Origin of the sequence: Vibrio sp. 10N.222.46.A1 (assembly GCF_041473595.1) — a bacterium.
Taxonomy (GTDB): Bacteria; Pseudomonadota; Gammaproteobacteria; order Enterobacterales; family Vibrionaceae; genus Vibrio; species Vibrio tasmaniensis_A.
The window spans coordinates 1-3,077 of record NZ_JBFRSN010000907.1; the positions used below are offsets into that span (position 1 = coordinate 1).

Here is a 3,077-nt window from a genome sequence, read left to right on the forward strand (position 1 = left end):
GCTTTACTACAAGGCATTGGTAGTATCGAAAAGTTGTATCAGAATCTTGATGATATTGCGGCGCTTGGTTTCCGCGGTTCGAAGACGATGGCTAAGAAGCTGGCTGATAATAAAGCCAATGCTGACATGTCCTACGAGCTTGCAACAATCAAGCTAGATGTTGAGCTTGAAGAGACGCCTGAGTCATTGGTAAAAGCTCAACCCAATATCGATGAGTTGATCAAGCTATACGGTCAATTGGTTTTCAAATCTTGGCTGAACGAGCTCCTTGAAGGTGGCAGCGGAGTGGTTGAGGCGGATGAGAAATCTTCCGCAGCGGGAGCTGGATCAGTACGTAGCAGCGCTTCTACTGTAGAGATGAATACGTCTGCCGTGACGATTGATCGTAGCAACTACGAAACGATTCTAGATGAAGCGTCATTCAATGTTTGGTTAGAAAAGCTTAAAGCAGCTGAATTGTTTGCTTTTGATACTGAGACAGACAGCCTTGATTACATGGTGGCGAACTTGGTCGGTCTATCATTTGCGACGGACGAGGGCGTTGCCGCTTACGTACCGGTTGCTCATGATTACCTAGATGCACCGCAACAGCTGGATCGTGATTGGGTACTTGAACAACTGAAACCGATTCTTGAAGATGATGCTCAAGCTAAAGTGGGTCAAAACCTGAAGTACGATATGAGTGTGCTAGCGCGCTACGGTATCGAGATGAAAGGCATCAAACACGATACCATGCTGGCGTCTTACGTTTTCAACAGCGTAGGTGGCAAGCATGATATGGACAGCCTAGCGCTGCGTTTCCTTCAGCACAGCTGCATCTCATTTGAGCAAATCGCAGGTAAAGGCAAGAAACAGCTTACTTTCAACCAGATTGAACTGGGTGAGGCGTCTCCATACGCTGCAGAAGATGCTGACGTGACACTACGTTTGCATAACCGCCTGATGGAAAACATCGAGCAAGATGAAAAGCTTAAAACCATCTATGAAGAAATCGAAGTACCGTTGATCCCTGTGATGTCTCGCATTGAACGCACTGGTGTATTCATTGATGACATGTTGCTAGGCGCTCAATCACAAGAGATTGCGGTTCGTCTGGATGAGCTAGAGCAGAAAGCTTACGAGATAGCAGAGCAAGAGTTCAATATGAACTCGCCAAAACAACTGCAAGCGATCCTGTTTGAGAAAATGGGTCTGCCAGTTATCAAGAAAACGCCATCAGGTGCACCTTCAACCAACGAAGAAGTGCTTCAAGAGCTGGCGCTTGATTACCCGCTACCTAAGTTGATCATTGAGTATCGTGGTCTTGCGAAGCTTAAGTCGACGTACACAGATAAACTGCCGAAGATGATCAACGCTGAGACTGGTCGTGTTCATACGTCTTATCATCAAGCGGTGACCGCGACGGGCCGTTTGTCTTCGACTGATCCAAACCTACAGAACATCCCAATTCGTAATGAAGAAGGTCGTCGTATCCGCCAAGCATTCGTTGCACAACATGGTTGGAAGATTCTAGCGGTCGATTACTCTCAAATTGAATTGCGTATCATGGCGCACCTATCAGGTGACAAAGCGCTGCTGGAAGCATTCCAACAAGGCAAAGATATCCACGCGGCAACGGCTGCTGAGATCATTGGTGTTGATATTGAGAGTGTGATCACTGAGCAGCGTCGTCGTGCTAAAGCGGTTAACTTTGGTCTTATCTACGGCATGAGTGCTTTTGGTTTGGCTAAGCAGCTAGGTATTCCTCGTGGCGAAGCACAACACTACATGGATACTTACTTTGAGCGTTACCCAGGTGTGATGCAGTATATGGAAGACACACGCAGCGCGGCTTCAGAGCAAGGCTTTGTTGAAACCATTTACGGTCGTCGTCTGCACCTTCCTGAGATTCAATCTCGAAATGGCATGCGTCGTAAGGCTGCTGAACGTGCGGCAATCAACGCGCCAATGCAGGGCACAGCAGCAGATATCATTAAGAAAGCGATGCTGTTGGTTGATGAATGGATTCAAGCGGAAGGCGATGGTCGTGTGAAACTGCTTATGCAAGTACACGATGAATTGGTCTTCGAAGTGGAAGAGTCAGCTTTAGCCGAAATTGAAAGTAAAGTACAAGAATTGATGGAATCCGCCGCAGAGCTAGAAGTACCGCTTGTCGCGGAAGCTGGCCACGGTGACAACTGGGATCAAGCCCACTAATCAGTTTTTGACCTTATTGAGTAAATTAGTATGAGCCAGTGCACAAACACTGGCTTTTTTTTGTCTCGAATAAAGTTAAGTCATAAGAAGATTTTGGGTGTTTTAATAAAACGTTCATGAAAAAAAACTACAAAAATGGTTTTCATTTCTGAGCAATTGTTGTACATTAAATCTTGTAGGGTACAGAGGTAAGATGTTCTATCTTTCAGACCTTTTGTTTCACGTTATTGGATTAGGCTGATTCAGCCGCCCCAGTCAGTATTTGACTGGGGCGTTTTTTCTTGTGCGAAAGAAAAATATCTCCAACCTACTATTCCCCCGTAAAATCTCCCATTTTTAGTGCCTTTTGTTACGCTTTCCCTAAGCTCCGTGATAAACACTTGATTGCCTTAGATCTGGAATTCAATCAGCAATTGGTAATTTTAATCCGTCTCTAAGTGCATTGTTTTATTCTTGAAAATAACTTTTATTTTACAAGTGACTCATAATGCATTGATCGTTTACGTCTTATTTATCAGTATATTGAGTGGGTGAATGCTCAATGTAGTCCATGATTTCCTGTTGTTTCTCTGTGCTGTATTTCAGAGCTTCGGCCGTGATCTGGATAGATTGCGCCATAGAAGAGATATTGTTGGTCGCTTCCACCAAGGTTTGCTGCATGGGTTTTAGGATAAGTAGATAGATAGCGGTCAACGCGATAACAATGACAGTGATAACGGCTGCCAACGCAATAATGATTTTAGTTTGGATATCATCTAGCAGTAATTGACTGGTTTTCTTAAAGGCGAGTCGAGATTGGTCTAAGACTTGTGGGAGTTGATTGAGTGATGTCTTGGTGGAGCTCGCAAGCTGATTGATGCTGCACCAAGCCGGCGTAGATG

General features: G+C 44.9%; 1 protein-coding gene and 1 pseudogene. One reads left to right on the top strand and one right to left on the bottom strand.

Annotated features, from left to right (window positions below; translation table 11 throughout):
- On the top strand, window positions 1–2,196 hold a 2,196-nt coding region (polA, locus tag AB4496_RS21750), incomplete at its 5' end, for a DNA polymerase I (RefSeq protein ID WP_372131947.1).
- Window positions 2,197–2,703: 507 nt separating this feature from the next.
- Here the strand turns inward: polA and AB4496_RS21755 are convergent.
- Window positions 2,704–3,077, bottom strand: a pseudogene (locus AB4496_RS21755) (GTP-binding protein); the annotation flags it as partial.